This is a genomic window from Ereboglobus luteus, assembly GCF_003096195.1.
Classification (GTDB): Bacteria; Verrucomicrobiota; Verrucomicrobiia; order Opitutales; family Opitutaceae; genus Ereboglobus; species Ereboglobus luteus.
This window is the reverse complement of sequence record NZ_CP023004.1, coordinates 2,621,702-2,647,636: the sequence shown is the minus strand read 5'-3', so window position 1 is coordinate 2,647,636 and position 25,935 is coordinate 2,621,702. Positions and strand designations below refer to the sequence as shown.

Genomic DNA, 25,935 nt, shown 5'->3' with positions numbered 1-25,935 from the left:
AGTGTTTGCTGCGCTGTGAATCTTAATCGTGTGGTGTCAGGTGGCGAGTGGCGCGGGGCGCCGTGCGATGGGTGGTGAGCGGGAAGCGCGGAGGTTTTATTTCCGCAGCTTCGAAAGAATGCCCTCGGCCTCGTCGGCAGTGAAGCCGGCTTCGGTGAGGTCGTCGAGCTCGACGTCCTCAAGGACGGCGGGCGAGTTCATGCCGATGTTGACGAGGCGCTCCGCAATCGCGCGGTCGAGACCGAGCCCCTTGATGAGCGACTGGATGGCGTCCTCGCGCGGGTCGGCCGAGGCGGCCTTGTATTCCTCGATATCGAGTTTCCAGCCGACAAGGCGCGAGGTGAGGCGCGCGTTCTGGCCCTTGCGTCCGATGGCGATGGCGAGGTTTTCCGAGTCAACCTTCAGGGAGACGCGGTGATTTTTTCGTCGAAGACCATGTCGCGCGGAACCGCGGGCTTGAGGGCCTCGATGATGAATTGCTGCGGATCGTCGTGGTGCGGAATGATGTCGATTTTCTCGCCGTTGAGCTCGCGAACGATGGTCTTCACGCGGGCGCCGCGGGCGCCGACGCACGCGCCGACGGGATCGACTTTCGGGTCGGTCGTGGAGACGGAAATTTTTGTGCGGTAACCGGGTTCGCGCGCGAAGGATTCGATTTTCACGGTGCCGTCGGCGATTTCAGTGACCTCGAGCTCGAAGAGTCGTCGGACAAATTTCGAGCTGGCGCGGCTGAGAATGATCTCGGGGCCGCGCGGCGTGGATTCGATTTCGAGCAAGATGCAGCGCACGCGATCGCCGGCCTGGTATTCCTCGCCGGGAACCTGTTCCTTGCTGGTGAGAAGCGCCTCGGCCTTGCCAAGATCGACAACGATGTCCCCTCGCTCCCTGCGGCGGACGGTGCCGGTGACGATGTTTCCGACCATGTCCTTGAAGTCGTCGTAAATGCGATCCTTCTCGAACTGGCGGAGCTTTTGCATGACGGTCTGGCGCGCGGTTTGCGCGGCGATGCGGCCGAGCATGGCGGGATCGACTTCGCGCTCGATGATATCGCCGAGTTGCACGCTGGATTGGAGCGCCTGGGCTTTTTCGATATGAATCTCGGTCTTAGGATTGCTCACGGAGTCAACGACCTTGAGCAGCGCCCACGCCTTGAGCTTGCCGGATTTGGGATCGATTTCGATCTTGAGCTCCTGGCCCGCGTTAACGCCCTTTTGCGCGGCGGTTTTGATTGCGTTCACTATGGCGGCAATCATGTCGGCGCGCGGAATGGCCTTTTCTTTTTCCATGTATTCGAGGACGGCGAGGATTTCGTTGCTCATAGTGATGTTGTAAGGTGTTGGTGTGTGAGGAAAAAAAAAGCAGGCCAAGAGGCCCACCTTTGGTTTTCGCAAAGTGAACGTTTATATATGCGTGCGAAATTAACTATTGCGTGAAAGTCTTGTCAAGCCCTGCGCGGAAAGTGAGCCGGGCGCGAAGCTGCGATTAAACGGGGACGAATATTTTTAAGAAAAAACCGCTTGCAAGTTTGCGCGGTGTCAGCCTTGCTGCGTCTCCTTTTGTTCGGGCCGTAGCGTAGCCTGGTAGCGCGCTTGCATGGGGTGCAAGAGGTCGAGAGTTCGAATCTCTCCGGCCCGACCATTTTACCAGAAAAGCCTTCTCCTCATCGGAGAGGGCTTTCTTGTTGATTGAGGGTGATTCACGACCAAACACAGGCTTCAATGGCAACCAAGGCCGCCCCGAATGAGAACCAAGAAGGCGCCAAAATCCCCAAACTCCGCAAATATTTGTAGCTGCTTGCGTCCACAAGCCTCATGCTTGCCGTGCGATGCAGCCGCGCGTTCCTTGATTCAATCGGCATCTGGGCCGCGCAATCACCTGCAGTCTAATTTATTTCGCAACAACATATTACTATGTGGAATATACGGGGTAGTAATACAATCGCTCCCGTGATGGCACGGCCAAGTCAATAGTTGACTACGGCAGGTTCGCGCCTTTTATCTTAACCATCATGCCCCCCTCCACCACAGTCAGCATGAGAGAGATCGCCGAGGTTGCCGGCGTTTCTGTTTCGACCGTTTCGCTCGCCCTTCGCAACAGTCCGAAAATATCCGACGAGCGGCGTGACGCGATTCTCAAGCTCGTCAAGGAAATGGGCTATCGCACCGATCCGCGCATTTCGGAATTAATGGTGCATTTGCGTGTCGCCCGCGCTGATCGCGCGCCGTCCAACATCGCATTCGTAATCCCCGAGCTCACGCGCGAGCAGGTGCAGCACTACCCTCCCATCCTTGGCATGCTTGAGGGCGTGCGAAATATCGCAAAAAATGTCGGGTTTGGCGTCGATGTGTTTTATCTGGTCGAGCTTGGCATGAACGCCCGGCGGCTTCGCTCCATCCTTGTCGCGCGCGGCATACGCGGTGTTATTTTTGCGCCTTTTGCCAGCGGTGTCGCGAAAATCGATTTCGACCTCACGGGTTTTTCCGCCGCCACCGCCGGCTATAGCATTCTTTCGCCGCGCATGCATCGGGCGTGTCCCGACTATCTCCAGATGATGGACGAACTCCTCGAGACAGCCACCAATCTCGGGCATCGCCGGCTGGGGCTTGTCATGACTTACAACGAAGGCGGCATCGGCCACAAGCTCTTCACTTCGTCATTTCTCTATTACCAATCAAAGATCCCGCCGGGCGATCGCATTCCCATTTTGCCCAAGCCGCAAATCTCGCACGAACACCTTCGCGCATGGGTGAAAAAATACGATCCCGATGTCATCATCAGCGCGGCGAGCGTGTATCATCTGCTGCGCGAGATCGGCGTTCGCATCCCCGAGGATGTGTGCTTTGCGAGCATAGACCGCTCCGAGCCGCCCACCGACGCGGCCGGGGTGGATCATCGTTATCCGTTGGTCGGCGAGGAGGCGTTTCAACTTGTGATCAGCCAGCTCAACCTGAACCTCACCGGCGAGCCGGACGATCCAAAGGTCGTGATGGCGGACAGCCACCAGCGCGAGGGCTACACGCTTATATCGCCAAACGCCCGCCCGGCGCGCAGGAAAAAATCCCCGCACACTTCGAAAAAGAGCAAGCATCCCGAGTTCCTCGGCTTTCTGCAGTAACCGGTTGCGGCGGTTAAGGTCAAATGTTGACCAAAATCGGCATTCCCTTTTTCAGCCGCGACTGCATGCATGCGTGGCGCAGTTCGTTCACTTCTTGAACCGACCGCGTCTTACTTCCGCCGCCAAAACATGCACATGCTGAAATCCCCCGCCGCCGGCCTTGCAATGCTTGCATTCGCATGCGTTGCGCTCGCCACATCAACACAACCCGTTCGCGCCGCCGAAGCGACTTTGCTTGTCGAGCCGGAGACTTTTATCGCGCTCGATTCGTGGCAGCGCGTCCGCGATCACATCCAGTCCGGCAACCAGCCCGGCACGGCTTTCGCGGGCGTCAACATAACACAACCCGGCTCCTACCACGTCTGGACGCGCACCCAGAATTTCATCAACAACCAGTCCGGCAAACGCCGCCTCCTTATCAAGATCGACGGCGAGCGCGCCGCCCGCGAATCGGGCGCGCACACAGCGGACGGCTGGGCGTGGGAACATGTGGGCGAGATGAAACTCGACGCCGGGTTGCGCATGATCGAAATCGTCGACACCGCGCGCAACTACGGACGCCTCGAAGCCATTCTCCTCACCACGACCGCGATCGATCCCAACACCCGCCCGCGCAACAGCTTTAATTCGGTCCGGACGCCCGTCGTCCAACCCGGGCGTGTTTTCACAGCCCACGCGCCGCAGCCTTCGGCGCCCGACGCGAACTCGCGCACACTTGCGGAGCTGAAAAACAAAACGGCAACCATTGTTTTTCGCGCCACGCAAACCGCCGGCGGCGAGAATCGTGTATGGCGGGAGGTTCGCTGCAAAAACGCCAAGGGTCAGCCGCTCACCATCGATGCCGGCGCGGAACCATTGTTTCTATTGTCCAGTGAGAAAAACACCGCCTCATTCAATGCGTTTTATCCGGTGTGGAAAACCGACGCGCAGGTTGACTGGCGCCTTGGCGGGCATGTGATGCGCCGCGCCGCCGACTTGCGCGATCCGTATGTCGCGGGCGCGATTGCGCGCTTCGATCCGGTAAGCGCGCGCCAGCTTGCGAACGGAAAAGTTGAGGTCACATACCAGTCCGATTCCGGCGCGCCGGGCACCCCGGCCACAATTCGCGCAATCTGGAGCCTTCCGGCCGATGGCTTTGCAGCGCGCGTGGAAGTGTCGCACGAAGTCGGCAAAGACGCGTGGTATTCGTTTGCCTTTTCGTGCGGCCAGTCCGTGCCGCGCGAGGAGGTCGCCGCCGTCATGCTTCCCCCGGTTTACCAATTCCGCCGCATCCCCGAGGGTCCCGAGATGATAACCTCCTCGATCACGCCGCACCCTTACGCGCTCATCGAAGCCAAGGCGCGCGCCGAATCGCCGGCAATCACCCGCGGCATCGTTGCCGCGCCCGATTTCCTCGACACGGCGTGGCCCGGCAGAACCAACGCCCGGTTCGGCTTCACGCTTCTCGCGCCAAACGGCGAGGCGCAGCCGTGGAGTTTCTCCCCGATTCTCGGCGCCGACGGCTCGCAGTTAAAACGCGGCGACACACTCCGCGCCGCCTGGCACGTGGTCATGGCGCCGCAATCCTGGGAGCAGGTTATGAGGGACGCCGACACGCGGCTCTACGGCGTCACCGATTATCGCGAACCCGTCACGACCTCGATCACCGACCAAGCGCTCAACATCATTGACCTCATTGCCGACGACAAGGCCGGCGGATGGGACGCCCGGCTCAAGGGTCCCGAAAACATTGAAAGCCCAAGCACCGTCACCCATGCCGCGCCGCTCATTTATCTTTCGAGCGCGCTTCTCACAAAGGACGAGGACTTTTATTGGAAGCGCGCCCTTCCGACAATCGAGTATCTCCTCAGCCGCCCCAGCGCCCATTTCGCAACCAAGCCCAAAAACAATTCCTACGTCACCACCAACAGTTCGCGCATCGGCTTCAGAAACTTATTCTATGGTTCAGTCGTTTGGCAGGGCGTCGACGACCTCACCCGCCGCCTGAATCCCTGGCTCGACAGCTACATCCGCGATGCGGAAAACCGTCCCTTCAAACCCGCGAACAGCGGCACTGAAACCGATTGGTCCGGCTGGCTCGCGCTCTATCGGCAAAAACCCGACGCAGCTTTGCTGAAACGCATCCAGGCAAACGCCGACGGCTGGATAACGCGGGCGTTTGAGACGAACCCCAATCTTGCCAGTCCCATCGGCATCCAGCCCTTCTACAATGTTTCCTATTATCCCTGCTGGTGGGACCTGCTCGACCTGCATGAACTCACAGGGGAGCAACGCTACGTCGACGCCGCCCGGCGGGGCGCGGCGCACACCATCGCCGGCCTTTGGGTCGCCCCGCAACCCGCCGGGGGAAACACCACGCTGTATCCAAATAACAAATACGTTTGCAATCACACCATTTGGTGGAAGGGAGACGCCTCCTATCGACTCGGCTGGCCCGACGGACTCAAGCCGCACGCGCGCGCGACGGTCACATTTGATCTCCCCGAAAAACAGGTTCCCGCGTGGGTGGTCTCCCCGGTCGGGCTTGGCCTTGAGCAACCCACGACCTACTTCAACGCCTGCACCAACGGCATGAGCAACATCATGCTTTCCGTGTGGGCGGCCAACCTCCTGCGCCTCTACGGGGAAACCGGCGACGAGTATTATCGCACCTTCGCCCGCAACACCATCATCGGGCGCGGCGCCAACTACCCCGGATATTATCTCTCCGGCTTCACCGACATCATGCAAAACGCGGATTACCCGCGCACCGGCCCCGACATCACATCCTTCTACTGGCATCACGCGCCGGTCCATCTTGCGATGCTCGTGGATTACCTCGTCACGGACGCCGATGTGCGCACCAAGGGCGCGATCAGGTTTCCCTACTCAAAACAGCAAGGTTACGTCTGGTTCACCTCGCGCATTTACGGCGGCCGTCCGGGGCGCGTTTTCGACGACGCCGAATGCCGGCTCTGGCTCGATCGCGAGAAATTTCGCGTGGACAATCCCAAGCTCGATTATTTTGGCGCGCGCGGAAAAACAAAATTTCATCTCGTGATTCTCAACCAGGCGCGCGGTGCCGAGACAGCCGCCGTCACCATTGACCGGAACGCCATCGGAATCCCCATCGGCAAAAAACCGTTTCTGCGAATCATCGGAAATCCCAATGCAAAAACGAAGCCCAGGCTCACCGCCAACAAGCAGGGGCAATACACCGTCACCCTTCCCGCCCGCGGCATTGCTGTCATCACCTTTGACGCGAACGAGGAAGCCGCGCCCGCGATTCCCGCGCTCCAGACCAAGCCGGTAACAACCAAACTCGAAAAGCCCTGGGGCGAAATGCGCGCCTTTCGCATTCGCTCCCCCTTTGGTCGCGACTCGCTCTACGTCGCCCTTGCCGCCCAGCCGCCCGCGGGCTCAATCGCGACGATTGAAATCGAAACCGACGGCGCCGCACCCGTGACACAAACACTCGATGCCTTCCCCTATGAGTTTTCCCTGCCCGGCATCGCAATGGACAAATCCGTCCGCTTCCGGCTTGAGCTAACCGCGCCCGGCCAGCCCACAACCACCACCCGGTGGTTCGTGATGGATTAAGCAACGCATGCGCAAGGAGCGGCGGCGTCCCGCCGCCGGACGCGAGCAACGCGAGCGCCCTTTGCGTATTTGATTTTCGAATACAAAAACGAACTTGAGTTAGTCTTGGAAAACGGGCGAGGCGTTCGCCTCGTCCGGCGGCGGGACGCCGCCGCTCCTTGTGCACGCGCCGCTCTCTAAAAAAATTACAGTTGTTTATATCGCGGGGAGCCGACTGGCACCGCTCAGCGCACGCTCACGCCGGTGCGCAACCGCAAGTCGCGGGAGGACGCGCCCGCCTCGATGACATAGTCGCCCGCGCTCACCCGCCACGCGTCACGCTCCGTGTCATAATACGAAAACGCGTCCGCGTTCAGCGCGCAGGTCACAGTTCGCGATTCGCCCGGCTTGAGAAACACTTTCTCAAATCCCCTCAACTCGCGCACGGGGCGCGTTATCTTCGGGTTCTTTTGCGAAACATACACCTGCGCCACCTCCGCGCCCTCGCGCCTGCCGGTGTTGGTAACGCGAAAACTTACCGTGCGCGAAACGCCGGCACCGGACGCCGGTTCGACACGCAAATCCGAATACTCGAACTGCGTGTAGGAAAGCCCGTGACCAAAGCAGAACAGCGGCTCGATGTTCTTTTCGTCAAAATAACGATAGCCGACAAAAATTCCCTCGCGGTATTGAATCTTGTGCCCCTCGCCCGGATACATTGCGCGATCGCCCGTGGCATGGGGCGGATAATCCTCAAGCCGGCGCGCCAGCGTGATGGGCAGTTTGCCCGATGGATTCACATCTCCCGCCAAAATCCGCGCAAGCGCCGAGCCGCCCTCGCTTCCGCCATAGGGCGCAAACAACACGGCGCGCGCATCGCGCACCCATGAGTCCATCTCCATCGCCGAGCCACCGATGAGTATGACCACAGTGCGCGGATTTGCGGCGATGAGCGCGCGGATTAACTCCACCTGGCCGTAAGGCAGCGACATGTCCACGCGATCCTTCATCTCCGTCTCCACCGAGTGGTCAAAGCCGCCGACAAAAATGACGGCATCCGCCTCCCTTGCCGCCGCGACCGCCCGTTCGCGCAGCACCGCCGCGCCGCGCGCGCCAATCGCCGCATTTTCGCCCGGTTCGCCGGCGATGCTTGTCTCGCCTGATTCGCCGACGAGTTTTGAAACACCGGCCGCGCCCGCCGCATCGGCGCTGTAGCCGGCGGTATGCGTAACCGTCACACCCCGCGAGCCGAGCCTGGCAAGCAGACCGTCGAGCGGCGTGATTTCGTAAAGCGGCTTTACCGCCGAGCTGCCCCCGCCGGGCAATCCCCCGCCCGCGGGCGAATGTTTTCTGGTCGCATTGCCGCCAATGACCGCAACGCGGGTGAGTTTTTCCACGTCGAGGGGAAGCAGGTTCCCTTCATTTTTCAAAAGCACGATCCCTTCCTCCGCCACCTGGCGCGCCACCGCCTGGTGCGCCGGCGTGTTCATGGCGCCGCGCGGACGCGCGCCATTTGTATCCAAGGAACCAATACGCATCATCACGCGCAGGATGCGGCGCACCTTGTCGTCGAGCACGGACTCCGGCACCCTCCCCCGCCCCACCGCCTCGCGAAAGGGACGGCCGAGATACATCGCGTCGTAATCGCGCTTGGGGCGTCCGCTCATTTCAAGGTCAAGGCCGCCAAGCGCGCAGCCCATCGTCGAGTGCGCGCCGCCCCAATCCGACACCACCAAGCCGGTGAAGCCCCATTGTTTTTTCAGGATTTTGTTGAGCAGCGTGTCGCTTTCGCACGCCTGCTCGCCGTTCACCTTGTTGTAAGCGCCCATCACGCTGAGAACATCCGCCTCACGCACCGCCGCCTTGAAAGCCGGGAGATAAATCTCGTGCAACGTGCGCCGGTCGACAACGGCGTCAATGCCCTCGCGCGCGCCGATTTCCTGGTTGTTCACCGCAAAATGTTTCACGCACGCCGCCACGCCCTGCGCCTGCACGCCGCGAATGTAGGGCACGGTGATGCGCGAGACCAGATGCGGGTCCTCGCCGAAAAATTCAAAATTGCGGCCAAACAACGGCGTCCGCGCAATGTTGACGCCCGGCCCGAGAATAATGTCCTTGCCGCGTGCGCGCGCCTCGGCGCCGAGCACCTCGCCGTAACGCAACGCCAGCACGGTGTTCCATGTCGCGGCGAGCCCCGTGCCGGCGGGCAAGTCGGTCGTGAAATCATCGGTGCGCCCCGCCGACGCCCAACCATGCACAAGCCTCTCCTCGTGCACCCCGTGCGGCCCGTCCGACATTACCAAATCCGGCACGCCGAGCCTGGGCACGCCGGAGCTGGTGAAGTAGGTGTTGGCGTGGCACATCGCGATTTTCTCCTCAAGCGTCATGCGTCCGAGCAAATCATTCACACGCGCCTCCACGGGTTGATTTGTGTCGCGATAGAGCGGCACATCGGCCGCGCAAAGCGGCGACATTAATAAACCGGCGCAAAAAGCGCCATAAGCCAAAACCGGGAGTAATTTCATGATATTAAGAGGCTGCGGGTATGCGTTTCGGGTTTCGTAATCCTTGGACATACCAAACGGTTTATCAGCCGCTCCCGACAATGCGGGGCAAAGTCAACAGTTGACGCCTGCGCCGCGGAAGCCCCGTTCAGCGGAAATCCGCGCATCCCTGTTTTCAGTGGGAGGCGGGTGTTTCAATCGCCCTGCATTTGTAAGTTTTCAACGAGTCAACTGTTGACAGACTACATCTTTGCCAAGCGCCCCCTGAAATCTGTTTATCAAGGCAATCCCCTTCGCAACCCTCAGTTTATTTTCCCAAAACAACAGCCATGCCATTATCGCTTCGCCGCCTAGTTCCCGTTATTCTGTCCGGCCTGCTCCTGTCGGTTGCATGTCTACGCGCGCAAAACACCGGCCGGCCCGCGTCCGGTTTCCAGCCCGCCTTCACCATTCTCTTTCGCACCGACGATCCCAAGATTGCCATGCGCCCCGCCGGCATTTCCGGCGTTCCCTACAACGTGCCCTCGTGGCAAGTTTACCCGTCGCGCGCCGCAAAAACCGTGGCCAAGCGCGACATCACGCAAGGCGGCGACGGCTTCGACGAACGCATCCTCGACGGCGCGATGCGCAATCGCGCCTTCAATCTCTTCGACGCCGCCGATCGCACCGAGTTAACCGGCACGGATTCCGGCGGCACATTTTCCTTCCCCGACACAAACCCCAACGTCCGCCTCGCGGCCGTGCTCGACACGACGACCGGCGCGTTTCCCACGCTCACAATCACGGCAACCCGCAAGCGCGACGGCTACCTTTCCATCGGCTACACAGGCGCGCCCGCCTGCGCCGAGGCCGACGCGGAGGAAGGCTGGCAGCCCCTCATCTGGACGGAACGCCGCTTCCCGATGCTTCCCTACCTGACGACCGCGCACATGTGCCCGCTTCCCGGCGCTTTCGTGCGGCATGGGGGCACGCTCTACGGCGTGGTCGCCGATCCGTCCGAGCTGCCATTCCAACCGCTCCCGACATTCGACAACTCGCGCTTCGGCGTCGCCCTGCGCACCGCCGAAAAAACGCTGAGCCCGATGCTCTTCTTTCCGATGCTCGGCGGCGCGGGATCGCATGGCAAGGCGGGCGAAACGCTCACGTTCAAACTCCGCCTCGTCGCGCTTCCCGGCACCGATGTCACCGCCGCCTTTGAAAAGATAGCCCGCGAACTCTACGACTTTCGCGACCGCCGCCACAACGCCCTCGGCACCCTCAACGCCGCGCTCACCAACATCATCGACTATGGCATGAGCAAGTATTCCTACTGGAACGCCCCGCTCCGCGGCTGCGGTTACTCGACCGACGTTCCCGGCGCCGTCAAAAACGTGTCCTCGCTCAACCCGCTCGAACTCGCGTTCGTCACCGGACGCCCGGAACTTTTCAACGACCGGGCGCGCCCCATCCTCGAGTATCTTTTTTCCCGGGAAAAATTCCTCTTCAGTCTCGATCCCAAGCAAAAGATCCAGTCGCCCTCGCGCGCCCTGCTCGGCCCGTGCGCGCCCGTCAGCGAATTCGCGGCGCTTCATGATATCAGCCACGGAAACACCAACGTGTTCATCGAGACCGCGCGCAAACTCTACCCGCGCGACCGCGTCATCAATCTCGATGATGTTTCCCGCGGCCCGACTTGGTGGAACGCCCTCGCGCTCTATCGCTCGACCGGCGAAAAGCACTGGCTTGAACTCGCACGCAAAGGCGCCGACGCCTACATCACCCGTCGCGTCGACAAACCCGCCACGACATTCAAGGACCCCGACGGCCAGGGCACGTTTTTCTGGACCGGCTACGTGCCCCGCTGGCTTGACCTCCTCATGCTTCATGAGGCCACCGGGGAAAAACGCTACCTCGACGCCGCGCATCGCGGCGCGCGCCTCAACGCGCTCTACATCTGGATGTGCCCGCTCATCCCCGACACCGACATCCGCGTCAACATCGGCGGCAAGGCACCCGTGTATTGGTATCTGGGACGGCGCGGCTTTCCCGCGATTCCCATTCCCGAGGAAACCGCGCCCGCGTGGCGCCTCTCCGAGCAAGGCCTCAATCCCGAATCCTCCGGCACGGCGACAGGCCACCGCGCCATTTTCATGGCGCACCACGCGCCCTGGATGCTGCGCCTCGCGGCGCTCACCGGCGACACATTCCTCCACGACATCGCCCGCTCCGCCGTGATCGGTCGTTACCGCGGTTTTCCCGGCTACCACATCAACACCGCGCGCACCACGGTTTACGAAAAGGCGGACTATGCGCTCCGCCCGCACGAGAAAATGAGCTACAATTCCATCCACTATAATCACGTCTGGCCCATGGCCTCGATGGTGCTCGATTACCTCGTCTCCGACGTCATCACCCGCAGTCGCGACGCGATCCATTTCCCCGACCAATACATCGAGGGCTACGCCTACCTCCAAAGCCGCTTCTACGGACACCGCCCCGGAAAAATGTATGACATCAACGGCCTCAATCTCTGGATACCCGACAACCTAGTCACGGCCGGCTCCGATGAGCTCAATCATATCGCGGCCCACAACTCCGGCGGCGTCGCGCTCGCGTTCACGAATCAATCCTTCGCCCCGGTCTCCTCAAAGGTTCTGCTGAACCCGTCCTGTTTTTCCACGCTTCCCGCAAACACGAAGGTGCGGCTGTATCGGGAAAACAAATACATCGGAACAATCACCTGCAATCCGCGCGAAGGCATTCCCGTCGATGTGGCCGCAAGCGGCATCAGCGCCATTTACATCGAGGGTGCGAAACCCGCCATCGGCTGGACGCCCGGCCGGGACCTGGCAAAACCCGTCACCACCGGCGTGCAAAAACTCGCGCCCGGCGACGCCCGCGCCGCCACCTTCAGTTTCGGCGACCGCTCGACCTGGCTCTACGCTTATTTGCGCGAGGACGACTCCAAATGGAACAACGCCAAACTCACCATCACCACCGGCGGCACCACAACGACACTCACGGACGACTCCTTCCCCTTCGAATTTAGCAAAGACCTCGCCCCGGCGGACGGTTACGATCCTCAACTCAAACTCACCGCCGAGCCCAAATAATTCCACCTCTCGAACTCCGCATTTCCCACCATGAAGATTCCCAATTTCCGCTGGTTCATCATCACGCTCGTTTTCTTTGCCGCGGTGCTCAACTACATCGACCGGCAGACGCTCTCGGCGCTCGCGCCGACAATCCAGAAGGACCTCGGCCTGACCGACCGCGACTACGGCAACATCGTCAACATCTTCCTGATCGCCTACACGATCTCCTACCTCGTGTCGGGCCGCATGGTGGACAAGCTCGGCACGCGCCTGGGCATGGCCGTCTTCGTCGCCTTCTGGTCCGTGAGCAACATGCTCACCGCCGCCGCGCACGGCGTGCGTTCCATGGGATTTTTCCGCTTCATGCTCGGCCTCGGCGAGGCCGGCGTGTGGCCCGCCGCGTCCAAATCAGTCTCGGAATGGTTTCCCGCGCGCGAACGCGCCCTCGCAATCGGTGTTTACACGATGGGCTCGACCGTGGGCGCAACCGTCGCGCCCTACATCGTCATTCCGCTCGCCGCGTTCCCCTTCGCCACGCACATGCCCTTTGTCAGCAACCTGCTCGGCGAGGGCGCGGGCTGGCGCATGGCGTTTATCCTGACCGGCCTCGCCGGCCTCCTCTGGCTCATCCCGTGGATGCTCGTTTACCGCCAGCCCAAGGAATCGAAACACGCCACTGAAAAGGAACTGAAACTTCTCGCCGACTCCAACGCCGAGGAGGCCAAGTCCGCCGGCAGCGTCGTCAACGAAGCCCCGTGGAGCTGGAAACAAATCTTCTCCTCGCGCGTCGTCTGGCTGCTCCTGCTCGGGCGCCTCATCACCGATCCCGCCTGGTATTTCTTCCAGTTCTGGTTTCCGAAGTTTTTGCACGCCGAGCGCGGCCTCGACCAAAGCCAACTCACGATAACATGGATCGTCTACGCCGCCGCCGGCGTAGGCAGCCTCGCGGGCGGATGGCTCTCGGGCGTGCTCATTAAGAAACGCAAAATCGCCCCCGCCGCCTCCCGCATGTGGATCATGCTCGGCTGCGCGTGCGTCATGCCCGTGTCCATCATTGTCGTGAACGTCACCGGCATGACACCCACGATGGGCTTCACCGCGATCGTCATCATCGCCGCGCTCGCGTGGCTCATCAACATCAGCTCGCTCGTTGTCGACACTGTTCCGAAGTCCTGCCTCGGCACCGTGTTCAGCATCGTCGCAGCGGGCAGCACCGTCGGCGGCATCATCATGAACACGCTCGTCTCCGCGATGGTCTCGCCCGTCGCAAGCAACCCCGTCGGTTTTCTCGACCGCGCCGTGTATGCCGTCTTCGGCCCCATCCTCCGCGCCGTGCAAGGCGGCGGCTACACCATGTGGTTCTGGCTGATGGCGTTCCTCCACCTCGCCGCCTGGGCCATGCTCTATTTCGGACGCATCCATAAAAACGCCAAATAAATTTTCCTTCTCAAATGATCACAAATCCACCCACCAATCACGTCCGTCCCTTCAAATCCACGCGCATCCACGCCGACCTCGCAGTCGGCGGCGGCGGCCTTTCCGGAGTCTGCGCGGCGATCGCCGCTGCGCGCGCCGGCCTCAAGGTCGTGCTCGTGCAGGACCGGCCCGTGCTCGGCGGCAACGGCTCGAGCGAAGTGCGCCTGTGGATACTCGGCGCGACCTCGCACATGGGAAACAACAACCGCTGGGCCCGCGAAGGCGGCATCATCGACGAGTTCATGGTCGAGAACACCCACCGCAACCGCGAGGGCAACCCCGTCTTCGTCGACGCCCTGCTCCTCGACATGGTGCGCCGCGAACCCAACATCACCCTTCTGCTCAACACCATCGTCCACGACCTCGAAAAATCCGACGCCGACACCATCCGCTCCATCCGCGCCTTCAATCCGCAAAACGCCACCGAATACACCATCACCGCGCCCCTCTTCTGCGACGCCACCGGCGACGGCGCCATCGGCTTTCTCGCCGGGGCCGCCTTCCGCATGGGCGCCGAAAAGCGCGACGAGTTTGGCGAGCTCATGGCCCCCGGCGACGAGTTCGGCGAACTCCTCGGCCACTCCCTCTACTTCTACTCGCGCGACACCGGCAAACCCGTGACGTTCACGCCGCCCTCCTTCGCGCTCGACGACATCACAAAAATCCCCCGCTACAAAAACTTCTCCGCCGCCGAGCAAGGCTGCAAACTCTGGTGGGTCGAATACGGCGGGCGCATGGACACCGTCCACGACACCGAGGAAATCAAGTGGGAACTCTGGAAAGTCATCTACGGCGTCTGGAACCACATCAAAAACTCCGGCCTCTTTCCCGAGGCCGAAACCATGACCCTCGAATGGGTCGGCCAGCTCGCCGGCAAACGCGAAAGCCGCCGCTTCGAAGGCGACACGATGCTCGTCCAACGCGACCTCATCGAACAAATCCCGCACCCCGACGACGTTTCCTTCGGCGGCTGGGCCATCGACCTGCACCCCGCCGACGGCGTCTATTCGCCCAAGGACGGCTGCACGCAATACCATGCAAAGGGCGTTTACGGCATCCCCTACCGCACGATGTATAGCCGCAACATCCAAAACCTCTTCCTAGCCGGGCGCATCATCAGCGCCTCGCACGTCGCCTACGGCTCGACCCGCGTCATGGCCACCTGCGGGCACAACGCCGCCGCCGTCGGCCTCGCCGCCGCGCTCTGCAAAAAACACAACGCGCTCCCCCGCGACCTCGCCGCCGGCGAAAAACTCGCCGAGCTCCAGCGCGAACTCCTCAAGCGCGGCCAATACATCCCCGGCCTCGCGCTCAACGATCCCGCCGACCTCGCGCCCAAGGCCAAGCTCGCCGCCACCAGCGCGCTCACGCTCGCCGCGCTCCCGCCCAACGGCCAATACCGCCGGCTCGACGCCTCGTGGGCCATGATGATTCCAGTCGTCCCCGGCCCCGCGCCCCGCGTCACCTACCAAGTCCGCGCCGCGGAAGCGACAACCGTGAAAGTCGAACTGCGCATCAGTTCCAAACCCGGCAACCACACCCCCGACACCACACTCGCCACCCGCGAAATAAAAACCCCCGCCGGCGACAGCAACCTCGAGCTCGACTTCCCCGATCCGAACAATCCGCAATCCGCAATCCGCATTCCGCATTCCTGCTACGCGTTCTACATCATCCACGCCAACCCGCTCGTCGAAACGGCAATCTCCGACAAACGCGTTACCGGAATCCTCGCGCTCACGCACGCGGCCAACAAAGCCGTCGCCAAGTCGGCGGTGCAAACCCCCGAGCCCGATAGCGGCGTGGAAACCTTCGAGTTCTGGCTCCCGCAACGCCGCCCCAACGGCGAAAACCTCGCCTGCGTCATCGAGCCGCCCGTCGCGCTCCACAACGTAGAAAACCTCGTCAGCGGTATCGACCGCCCCGTCTCCGCGCCCAACGCCTGGGCTGCCTCCCCCGACGACAACGCGCCCGCCGTCACGCTCGCATGGGATGCGCCGCAAAAAATCCGCCGCGTCGCAATCGCCTTCGACACCGACTACGACCACCCGATGGAATCCGTGCAAATGGGCCATCCCGAAAGCGACATGCCCTTCTGTGTATCCAAATACACGATACGCGACGCCGCCACCAACCGCGCCCTCGTGGAAGTCACCGGCAACTACCTCTCGCTCCGCGAGCACGTCCTGCCCGAGCCTGTCACGACGAGCTCCCTGCGGATCGAAGTCGCGCATCCGACCCCGAACATCCCCGCCGCCCTTTTCGCCGTCAGAGTTTACGCTGAATAAGCGTATCGCCTTAATCCAGTTCTCCCATGGCGTGCGGATCAAACCGATCCGCACGCCACGCATGTCCAACAATCAGCACGATCATGAAATTACCCGCCAGCCTGTTCGTCATCCTCTGCCTGAGTCTCACCGCGCTGCCCGGATCCCCCGGGCAATCCGCGTTCTCACCCGGCACCGCATGGCTGGACACCAATGGCGCCCCGATAAACGCCCATGGCGGCGGTGTTATTTTTGTGGACGGCCGCTATTATTGGCATGGCGAACACAAGCTGCCCAACCGCTCCGAGGCGCAAAAGGCCGACGGCGGCGTGCATTGTTATTCCTCGACCGATCTTTATAATTGGCGGGACGAGGGGCTCGTGCTTTCCGTGGATTATCAGAACCCAAAATCGGAAATCGCGGCAGGTTGCATCCTCGAGCGCCCAAAGGTTGTTTATAATCCGCGCACGAAAAAATACGTGATGTATTTCAAACTCTACCCTCCGGGATCCGGCTACGATACCGGCTATGTTGGCGTTGCCGTTGCGGACAAACCCGCCGGCCCTTTCACTTACAGCCATCGTTTTGTCGGCGGAGGCTCGCCCAAGGGCACCGGCGATTTTTGCATGTTTCGCGATGCGGCGGGCGATGTCTGGCACTACACCGTGCGCAAACCCGACAAGGCGTTTGTCGCGGGCCGGCTCACCGACGACTATCTCCACCCGCGCGGTGATTATCGCGTGCTCACCGAAATCCCCGCGCTCACCGAGGCGCCCGCGATGATTCGACTCGGCGACGGCACCCACTACATGCTCGGCTCCGGCTCCTCGGGCTGGAAACCCAACGCCGCCCGCTCGTTCCGCGCTCCCGCGGCCGCCGGTCCGTTCACCGACCTCGGAAATCCCTGCGCCGGCACAAACCCGCACAACAACCTCGGCCCTGAAAAAACATTCGGCGGACAGATATCGTGCATCATTCCCGTCGAGGGACGCCCCGGCGCATACATCGCGATGTTCGACCTATGGAGACCGGATCATGCCGAAAAGGGACTCTACGCATGGCTTCCGCTTTTCATCAAAAACGGCAAGCCCGTCGTCGAGTGGCACACGAAATGGGATCTCGGCATTTTCAACCGGAGTGATTGAGCAGATGTCCAAACGAAACAACCACTCCCCATGAAAACCATCCCCCTTCTTTGCATCCTCCTTGCCATCTCGGCGAGCCTGCCTGTCGCGGGAAGGGAAACTTTCGGCATCACCACGCTCACGCCACCGCGACTGGAGTTTAATCCCAATCCCGCCTACTGGCCGCGAATGCGTCTCTGGCAGGGCATTCCGAGCATCGAGCGCGCGCCCGGCGGACGCCTCTGGGCAACATGGTATTCCGGCGGAATCGGCGAGGGCAAGGGACACAATTACCAACTCCTCGTAACAAGCGGCAACGACGGCCTCACATGGTCAAAACCCGTCGCCGTTTTTGATCCCGGACGGCAGCTCCTCGGCGGCGCGGGTGGCGACGCGCACCTCTGGCTTGATCCGAACGGACGCCTCTGGTGGTTCGTCCATCGCGTCATGCAATCGCCCGGCATTCACCCGCGCACCTGCTGGGGTTTCCATACCACCGAGCCCGACAACCCAAAGGCGAAATGGCGCGGACCCGTTTTCGCCGGCTACGGATACTCGCTCAACAAGGAGTTTGTCACCTCGGACGGCGAATGGCTTCACATGGTCGACCCGATGAGCAAAAAAACAGACGCCCCTCTTCCCGCCCGCAAAGGCGCGCACGTCTGGAAATTCACCGGTTACGACAAACCCTTTGAACATACCGGCCATGTCGAAATCAAGGACACGCCCTTCACCGAGCACATGATTGCCGAGCGAAAGGATGGCAGCCTGTTGATGCTCGCCCGCGCCAAATACGGCATCGCCCGGGCCGTCTCCAACGACAAAGGCCGGACGTGGCGCGAAATCGAACCCTTTACCAAAGACTTCAACGTCAACACGCGTTTTTACTTCGGAAAACTCAAAAGCGGCAGCCTGCTCCTCATCGTCAACGATCATCCAAGGAAACGCGAAAACATGACCGCCATGCTGTCCGACGACGACGGCAAAACCTGGCAGCACAAACTCGTCCTCGACGAGCGCACCCACGTCTCCTACCCCGACGCGACACAATCCCCGACGGCTTCATCTACGCCGTCCATGATCGCGGACGCTATCAAAAGGACATGCAGGAAATCCTTTTCGCAAAATTCACCGAGGCCGATATCCGCGCCGGAAAGATCGTCACGGAAGGCAGCTTCCTCAAACGCAAAATCAACAAGCTCGCCGACGAAGGCGGCGGCGTGCGTTTCGACGGCGAGAGCTTTGGAATGAGAAAACAATACGAAGAAATCACCGGCAAAAAACCCCGCGAACCCGAACCGGGCGAAAAAGCCGAAATGGGTGCAAAGCCCTGACGAAACATCACCACCGAACATCTCCATCAACTCCATGAAACGCCGCACATTTCTACGAAACTCCGCCCTCTACGCAGCTGGGGCCACACTGATTCCGACCGCTCATGCGGCATCGGACACACAGGTTTCAAAACCGCGCGCAGGCGCGCCAGAATCTTCGCAGACGGCGGCACCTTTATTCCAAGCGTCACCCGGCACGACTTACAGACGCATCTTCTCATCGCGCTCCGCCCTGATTTGGTTTCCCGATAATCGCGCCTATTTCGACACTCCGCGCAATGAGTGGTGCTACTTCCGAAAGACCTTCGACCTGCCCGCCGCGCCAACCAAGGCCGCGCTACGCATTTTCGCCGATTCCCGCTACCGCCTTTTTGTGAACGGCGCTTACATCGTCCGCGGCCCGGCGCGTAGCGATCCGCGCTTTCAAGCCTTCGACATCCTCGACCTTGCGCCGCATCTCAAGGCGGGCCGCAATCTGATCGCCGTTCAAGTGCTCTATTACGGATACAACACCGGCCAGTATTTGCCACGCGTCCCATGCCTGCTGGCGGAACTCGACATCGAAAACGGCTCGGGGAAAAAACGCGCGCTTCGCACCGACGCCTCATGGAAGGTGCATCGCTCCGCGTCGTTTGATCCCGACGCCCCGCGCGTCAACGGTTGCCAGGGCGCCATCGAAATTTTCGACGCGCGCAACGAGCCCGAAAACTGGACGCAGCCCGGCTTCGACGACTCCGCCTGGCCCGCCGCCAAGGCCCGCTCTCTTGGCCGAGAGCAAATCCCCTACATCCGCCTGCTGCCCCGCGATATTCCGATGCTTGAGGAAAACATTATCCCCGCCGCGCGCATTTCCTCCGCGCAGGTTGTCACTGCGCACGAAGACGAAACATTTTTCCCGCAACGCGCTCGCCTCGAACTGGACGAAATCAAAACCCGCCTTTCATTTTCGCCCTTCGCGGAAACCAGCGTTGCCGCATCGGGAAACGCCCGCGTCACAATTATCACCGTCGATTTTGCGCGAGTCACCCCGGGATATTTCCGACTCTCCGCCACGGCTCCGGCGGGCACGCGCATCGACATCGCGTATGCCGAGGATCTCTTTGAGGGACGTTGCGCGCTCTTCAATCCGCCCGCGCAACGCCCGCTCGACAGTTTCATTCTGTCCGGGGGGCGCAACGATTTGGAAATCGCATTTGCGTGGAAAGGCTTTCGCTACGCGCAGCTCATCATCCGCAATCCCGGCGGCGCGTTCACGCTGCACGGCGCGAGCCTGCGCACGCGCATGTATCCGGTAAACCAATACGGCCATGTCCGCACGCCCGACGGTTTTCAGCGGGAGCTTCACGCCATCTGCGCGCACGCGCTGCGAGGCTGCATGCAGGACGGCTTCATCGACTCGCCCAGTCGCGAGCAACAGCAATGGATGGGCGACGGTCGCTGGCAGGCCGTTTATAATTATTATCTCAGCGGCGACTCGCGGCTTCACCGCCGCCTGCTTTACCAGATCGCCTATTCGCAGGACGCCGAGGGTCTCACAAAATCCCGCTATCCCGATGGCCATGAAAACTGGTCGCCGATTCCGTCCTACTGCCTCGCGTGGGTCACGTCGTTTGACGACTACCATCGCTTCACCGGCGACATCACGCCCGCCGCCGACCTCTGGCCCAACATCATCATGGCGCTGCGTTGGTTCACCCGTTACGAAAACCAAAACGGCCTCCTCGAAAACGTCCCCTTCTGGTCATACATTGATCTCGGCGGTTATCCCGCCGGCCCCAAGCTCGACATTGAGCGCGGCGGCATCATCACCGCGTTAAATCTGCTCTATCTCGAATCACTCCGGGCCGCCGCGCACCTGGCCAAAACATTGGGCGATGCCACCGCGCAAGCGGCCTTCACCGCGCGCGCCGATACGCTCGCCGCATCCATATCGAAACATCTATGGGACGATTCCCGCGGCGCTTATCCGGATTGTTATGTGAATGGCGAGGCCAGCAAAAGCATCTCCGAACCCACCAACGCGCTCGCCATTCTTCACCTGAATAACACGAACCGGAACCGCCGAATCCTTTTGCATTTCGGACGCGCGGAGACGGTCATCAGCAGCCCCTATTCGATGCCGCTGGTCATGCGCGCGCTCCTGCGCCACAACCGCGCCGACCTCGCATGGCGGCTCGTCCGCGAACGCTACCAACCCATCGTCGACGCGGACCTGGGCACGACTTGGGAATACTGGAAAGTGTTTCATCCCGTGCCGTCGGGACGCGTCCACGCGCACAGCGCCTCGCACGCTTGGGGTGCAGCGCCGCTGGTTTTGTTCTTCGAGGGTTTTGCCGGAGTGCGAATCCTCGAACCGGCGTTCAAGCGCTTCGAAATCGCGCCGCGACTCCCCTCGTCGCTCGACGAGGCCAGCTTCGTCATTCCCACGCCCGCCGGAAAAATCGAGGGCCAATGCAAACGCAACGGCAGCCGGATCGACCTGTCCTTCACCGTTCCGCAAGGTTGCGCCGCCGTCGTCGCATCGCGCGAGTATCCCAACGGCACACACACCGTCTCCATCCCCTCATGATCTCAAACCAACGCGTGCGCAAGGAGCGGCGGCGTCCCGCCGCCGGACGAGGCGAAAGCCTCGCCTCCCGGCTGTTGCGCACTCGAATCAGTTTTTGTGCTCGAAAACCAAACACGCAAATGGCGCTCGCATCGCTCGCGTCCGGCGGCGGGGACGCCGCCGCTCCTTGCGCACGCGCCCTGACATAACCCGCAATGAAAACCACTCACCGCCTCTTCATCCGCGCGATTCCGTTTTTCGCGCTCCTTTTTTCAATCGGCGCGCTAAACGCCGCCACGCCTCTCGAGTCCGGATACGACGCGCCGCCTGATTCCGCGCGCCCGTTGACGTGGTGGCACTGGATCAACGGCAACGTCACCAAGGACGGCATCGTAGCCGACCTCACCGCCATGCGCGACGCCGGCATCGCGGGCGTGCAACTTTTCGACGCAAGCATCTACCTGCCCGCCGGCCCGGTTCGCTACGGCTCCGACGAATGGCACGAGCATGTTCAGTTCGCAATCAAGACCGCGGCGAAACTTGGCATGGAGGTAACGTTGATGAACACGCCCGGATGGTCGGCCAGCGGAGGCCCGTGGATAACGCCGGAGCGATCCATGAAAAAACTCGTCTGGACGGAAACAACGATTGAAAGCGATGGCGCGTCGCCGGTTCAGGTCACGCTCAAGCGCCCCTCCGCCAAGGAGAATTTTTATCGCGACGTCGCGGTGCTCGCCGTTCCGGCCGACCCGCCCAATGCCAAACCCTTCCGGCTCCCCGACTGGGAGAAGAAAATTAAACTCACCTCAAACGCCGTGGCGCGCGTTCCCGTTGACACGGACAACTCGCGCGCGATTCCGCGCGAGCGCATCATCAACATCACCTCGCAAGCCGATGCCGATGGCAACTGCCGCGCGACATTGCCAAAAGGCCGCTGGGCCGTGATTCGTTTTGGCTTCACGTCAACCGGCGCAAAAAATCATCCCGCCGTTCCCGAGGGCCACGGATTGGAGTGCGACAAACTCGATCCCGACGCCGTCGCATTTCAGTTCGAAAAAAGCGTCGGCCGTATCATCCGCGAAGCCGGACCGCTGGCGGGCAAGACGCTCACCGGACTCCTTTTCGACAGCTTCGAGGCGGGGTTCCAAAACTGGACCGAAACGCTCCCCGCGCAATTTCGCGCCGCGCACAATTACGACATAATGCCGCTCCTTCCCGTGTTCACGGGCCGCGTTATCGAGTCGGTTGCGTTCACTGAATGCGTGCTCGGCGATTTCCGCGCGCTCATCAACGCCAGCCTCGCGAAAAACTATTTCGGCGTCATGCAACGCCTCGCGCACAAGCACGGCCTGATCGTTTACGCCGAGGCCCAGGGCGGCCCGCTCAACCCCGCCATGATCGAGCCTTACGTGGATGTTGTCATGAACGAGTTTTGGCACCACGGCAGCGACAACCGCCTGCCCCGCATCAAACTCTGCGCATCCATCGTCAATGTTCACAACAAACACATACTCGCGGCGGAGGCGTTTTCCGCGCGCCCCGAGGAGGACGGCTGGTCCGTGACACTCGCCAGCCTCAAGCTCCCCGGCGACCACGGCTTCGCGGCGGGCGTCAACCGCTGCATCCTCCACACCTACGCGCACCAGCCCTTTTCCAACAACGCGCCCGGCTTCACGCTCGGACGCTACGGAACGCGCTTTGGCCGCATGCAAACCTGGTGGCCCGCGATGCCCGCGTGGACCAGCTACATCGCGCGCAGCCAGTTTCTCCTCCAACAGGGATGGAAACACGCCGCCGCGCTCTATCTGCACACGGAGGACATGGGTTATGCGTATCCCCCAAATGAAATCGCGGGCTTCCCCGAAACCGACGATTTTGACATCGCCTACCCGCATGATCTCGACGCGATGACCATGCGCGACGGCCGCCTCGCGCTGCCGCACGGGCCGTCATACCGGCTGCTCATCACACCAAAAATGCCTTGGGCCGCGAGCATCGCCACCCTGCGCAAGCTGAGGGATTTCTCCAAGGCGGGGCTCCTCATCCACGGCAACCCGCCCGTCTCGCCGGCGGGAGTTTCCGACCTGCGACAACTCGCCGAGTTCAACTCGCTCGTCGCCGAAATTCGCTGGGGCAACGAATCGCTCCGGCACGCCATGAACATCGCGACAGGCGGCTTGCCCGACCTCGCGTGGGATGAATCCGTCGGCAGTGGCAAAATCAAATTCACCCACCGCCGCGCAGCCGGCGGCGCGCACATTTATTTCATCTCGAACCAGGGCGATGCGCCCGTCGTTTCCGATTTCCATTTTGCCGTGACAAATCGCGCGCCCGAAATCTGGGACGCCGTGGCGGGAACGCGCGTGGCTTCCGCGCATCACGCGATGAACGACCGTCGCACCTCCATCCCGCTGCAACTCGCTCCGCGCGGATCGCTCTTTGTTGTTTTCCAAAAAACACCCGCCGCCACCGCGCCGGCGCAACGTGCAAAAATCCCCGAGTTCGTCATGCACGCGGGCCGTTATTACACCTCCGCGCAAGGCGCGACGCCCGTCGAGATCGACGGTTCCTGGCAGGTTGGTTTCGAGAACAAAAAACTCGGCGCTCCCGCGCGCGCGACCTTCGACAAACTCATCTCATGGAGCGACCACGACGACGACGCCATCAAGCACTACTCGGGCGCGGCCTCCTACACAAAGACGTTCACGCTCGCAGCCATCCCCCAAGGCTGCAACGCCATGCTCGACATCGGCCGCGTTGCCGACCTCGCGGAACTGCGCGTCAACGGCCACGACGTCGCCACGCTTTGGACGCCGCCCTTTCGCGCCGACATCACGCGGTTTCTTCGCGTTGGCGAAAACACGCTGGAAATCCGCGTCACCAACAGCTGGGTGAACCGGCTCATCGGCGACGAACGCATCCCCGTCGATTATCCCTACCAGAAACCCGGAAGAAGCAAATTCACCGACGGCCGCCTGCTCGAACTTCCCGCATGGCTCGCCGACACCACTGGCGCGCAAACAAATCCCCGCCACACTTTCAGCACATGGAAACACTACACGCCGGATTCCCCGCTCCGCCCCGCCGGCCTGTTGGGCCCCGTGAAAATCGAATGGATGCGGCCAATTCACGAATAACATCGCACCGCGCGCAACCCGTCTTCTGGAACATGAAAAAATCCGTCCGCGCCTCGTTGCCCGTCATTTCAACGCTGGCCGCAATCGCCACCGTTGCGCCTGACATCGCGCAAGCCGCCGCACCGCCTCCTTCATCCCGACCAAATGTCGTCATCTTCATCACCGACGACGAAAGCTGGCTGGAGCGTTCCGCCTATGGCTGGTCGAATCTTCCCACACCGCACTTCGATCGTGTGGCGCGCAAAGGCGCCCTTTTCACGCGTTGTTACACCTCCGCGCCGTCGTGCGCGCCCTCGCGCGCCTCGCTTCTTACCGGACGCAATTTCTGGGAGCTTGAGCAGGGCGCGTTTATTCAAGCGTGGTTGCCGAAAAAATTTCCACTCCTGCCCGATTTGCTCGCCGACGCCGGCTATCATACCGGCTACACCGGCAAGGGCTGGGGGCCCGGCATCCCGCCGCCCGGTGTTTCCAAACGCGATTACCGCAATCCCGCGGGCAAAGCCTGCAACAACATCAAACGTCCGAAGGAAGAACGATCGCCGGGCATGAGCGATTTCGACTACGCCGCCAACTTTGAAGCCTTCCTGAAAAAACGCCCCGCAGGCACGCCTTTTTATTTTTGGGTCGGCTGTGTCGAGCCGCATCATCCCATCGATCCGAACAACCACAAACATCTCGAAACGCGCCACGGCATAAAACCGGATGATATAAAAATGCCCGGATTTCAAACTGACAAACCGGAGTCGCGCCGTGAGCGCGCGGGCATCTGGCATGAGCTTTGCCGCGCCGACGACGACTTGGGCCGCATCCTCGACACGCTCGAACAATCCGGGGAACTCGACAACACCATCATCATCGTCACCGGCGACAACGGCACCGCAATCCCCCTCTCCAAGGCGTCGCCCTACGATTGGGGTGTCCACGAACCACTCGCCATCATGTGGCCCGCGCGCATGAAAGCCGCCCGTCGCGTGGATGATTTTGTCAACTTTGCCGACTTCGCGCCCACCATCCTTGAGGCCGCTGGCGTGCCAGTCCCCGAAAGCATGAGCGGACGCAGCATTCTGCCTCTCCTGCTCTCGGAAAAATCCGGACGCATTGACTCCACCCGCTCCTTTACCGTGACCGGGCTCGAATGGCACGGCCAGATGCCCCCTTACAACAGCGCAGCCCGAGCCATTCGGGACGAACGTTATCAATACATCATCAACTACGGCATCCGCCCGCCTTCCGCCACTCCGCCCAATCGCGGCGCGCCCACCTCGCTCAAGCCCGGCGAGACATGGGAGGAGCTTTACGATTGCGAAGCCGACCCGTGGCAGCAGACCAACCTCGCCGCCTCGCCCGCGCACGCCGAAACCAAGGCCCGGCTGAAAAAGCAAATGCGCGATTACCAATTAAAAACCCGCGATCCGCGCGCCACCGGTAACATGGAGATTTTCAACCAAACCCGCGCGCTGGTGGAGACCAGAAAGAAAAACAACTACAAGGACGCGCACGCTCCGTGACCCACGAAACGGGCGCGATTCGAAGTCATGCCACAAAACAAACCAAGTGGACAAACCGACGCGTGCGCAAGGAGCGGCGGCGTCCCCGCCGCCGGACGAGGCGCAAGCCTCGCCGTTAACCGGCGGGCAATCGAATCGCTTGAGTTATTCGTTGCCCAATATGCGAAACGGGCGCGCGCGTTGCACGCGTCGGGCGGCGGGGACGCCGCCCCTCCTTGTCAACGGTAAACCACTTCCCGCATTTCACCTCCGGCCTGCTTGCATGTAATCATGATTCCGCTCCAAAGGAT

Annotated in this window: 13 protein-coding genes and 1 tRNA gene; 12 read left to right on the top strand and 2 right to left on the bottom strand. The window is 61.5% G+C overall.

Translation table 11 applies throughout. From position 1 onward, the window contains the following. Positions 1-401: 401 nt before the first annotated feature. A complete protein-coding gene (gene nusA, locus CKA38_RS09675) occupies positions 402-1,319 on the bottom strand; it encodes a transcription termination factor NusA (RefSeq protein WP_236918989.1) in 918 nt (305 codons plus the stop codon). Between the two features lie 242 nt (positions 1,320-1,561). On the opposite strand from nusA, the gene CKA38_RS09670 reads away from it, so the two are divergent. From CKA38_RS09670 to CKA38_RS09660, 3 genes are all read left to right on the top strand, one after another. Beyond that, a tRNA-Pro gene (locus CKA38_RS09670) sits at positions 1,562-1,638 on the top strand. A 370-nt stretch (positions 1,639-2,008) separates the two neighbouring features. Continuing rightward, positions 2,009-3,115: a LacI family DNA-binding transcriptional regulator gene (locus CKA38_RS09665; RefSeq protein WP_108825287.1), complete on the top strand. Its 1,107-nt coding sequence runs from the start codon at positions 2,009-2,011 to the stop codon at positions 3,113-3,115. 135 nt (positions 3,116-3,250) lie between these two features. Beyond that, complete coding sequence (locus CKA38_RS09660) at positions 3,251-6,694, top strand: hypothetical protein (protein WP_236918988.1); 3,444 nt, start codon at positions 3,251-3,253, stop codon at positions 6,692-6,694. Between the two features lie 224 nt (positions 6,695-6,918). Here the strand turns inward: CKA38_RS09660 and CKA38_RS09655 are convergent, their stop codons facing one another. Beyond that, positions 6,919-9,198 (bottom strand): glycoside hydrolase family 3 C-terminal domain-containing protein, encoded by a 2,280-nt coding sequence (locus CKA38_RS09655; protein ID WP_202863891.1) that lies wholly within the window; start codon positions 9,196-9,198, stop codon positions 6,919-6,921. A 308-nt stretch (positions 9,199-9,506) separates the two neighbouring features. Between CKA38_RS09655 and CKA38_RS09650 the strand changes: the two genes are divergently transcribed. The 9 genes from CKA38_RS09650 to CKA38_RS09615 all read left to right on the top strand — a co-directional run bounded on the left by CKA38_RS09650 (position 9,507) and on the right by CKA38_RS09615 (position 25,645). Continuing rightward, entirely contained in the window at positions 9,507-12,269 is a 2,763-nt protein-coding gene (locus tag CKA38_RS09650; RefSeq protein ID WP_108825285.1) for a YyaL domain-containing protein, read from the top strand. A gap of 30 nt (positions 12,270-12,299) precedes the next feature. Continuing rightward, positions 12,300-13,688, top strand: coding sequence for an MFS transporter (locus CKA38_RS09645; protein WP_108825284.1), 1,389 nt, complete (start codon positions 12,300-12,302; stop codon positions 13,686-13,688). A 14-nt stretch (positions 13,689-13,702) separates the two neighbouring features. Beyond that, positions 13,703-16,015, top strand: a complete 2,313-nt coding sequence (locus tag CKA38_RS09640) for an FAD-dependent oxidoreductase (RefSeq protein ID WP_108825283.1) — start codon at positions 13,703-13,705, stop codon at positions 16,013-16,015. 83 nt (positions 16,016-16,098) lie between these two features. Then, on the top strand, positions 16,099-17,139 hold the full coding sequence (locus CKA38_RS09635; RefSeq protein WP_108825282.1) for a family 43 glycosylhydrolase: 1,041 nt from the start codon (positions 16,099-16,101) through the stop codon (positions 17,137-17,139). Positions 17,140-17,169: 30 nt separating this feature from the next. After that, complete coding sequence (locus CKA38_RS09630; protein ID WP_108825281.1) at positions 17,170-18,369, top strand: sialidase family protein; 1,200 nt, start codon at positions 17,170-17,172, stop codon at positions 18,367-18,369. A gap of 117 nt (positions 18,370-18,486) precedes the next feature. Beyond that, on the top strand, positions 18,487-21,021 hold the full coding sequence (locus tag CKA38_RS09625) for a family 78 glycoside hydrolase catalytic domain (RefSeq protein ID WP_108825280.1): 2,535 nt from the start codon (positions 18,487-18,489) through the stop codon (positions 21,019-21,021). Further along, positions 21,018-21,209 (top strand): hypothetical protein, encoded by a 192-nt coding sequence (locus CKA38_RS15405; RefSeq protein ID WP_152032776.1) that lies wholly within the window; start codon positions 21,018-21,020, stop codon positions 21,207-21,209. Before CKA38_RS09625 ends, CKA38_RS15405 begins: the two co-directional genes overlap by 4 nt. A 6-nt stretch (positions 21,210-21,215) precedes the next feature. Further along, positions 21,216-24,137, top strand: coding sequence for a glycosyl hydrolase (locus CKA38_RS09620; RefSeq protein ID WP_108825279.1), 2,922 nt, complete (start codon positions 21,216-21,218; stop codon positions 24,135-24,137). A gap of 32 nt (positions 24,138-24,169) precedes the next feature. Next, positions 24,170-25,645 (top strand): sulfatase family protein, encoded by a 1,476-nt coding sequence (locus tag CKA38_RS09615; RefSeq protein WP_161554832.1) that lies wholly within the window; start codon positions 24,170-24,172, stop codon positions 25,643-25,645. Positions 25,646-25,935: the final 290 nt, after the last annotated feature.